Consider the following 231-nt stretch of genomic DNA (forward strand, 5'->3'; position numbering starts at 1 on the left):
GATTTTAAGTCAAACGAATACGCTAACTTGTTGGGTGGTAAGTTATACGAGCCATCAGAAGAAAACCCAATGCTTGGTTTCCGTGGTGCTAGCCGCTACGTCTCTGACAACTTCCGCGATTGCTTTGAGCTTGAGTGTAAAGCCCTTAAGCGCGTACGTGACGAGATGGGTCTGACCCACGTCGAGATTATGATTCCATTCGTGCGTACCGTTGATGAAGCCGCTCAAGTG

At 48.5% G+C, this 231-nt stretch carries 1 protein-coding gene; it reads left to right on the forward strand.

The window, feature by feature from the left end:
* Positions 1-231: putative PEP-binding protein (locus AAEZ03_RS29080; RefSeq protein WP_350583484.1), on the forward strand; the 231-nt coding region annotated here is incomplete at both ends.

This window comes from Pseudomonas sp. HY2-MNA-CIBAN-0224, from assembly GCF_040310285.1.
GTDB lineage: Bacteria > Pseudomonadota > Gammaproteobacteria > Pseudomonadales > Pseudomonadaceae > Aquipseudomonas > Aquipseudomonas helleri.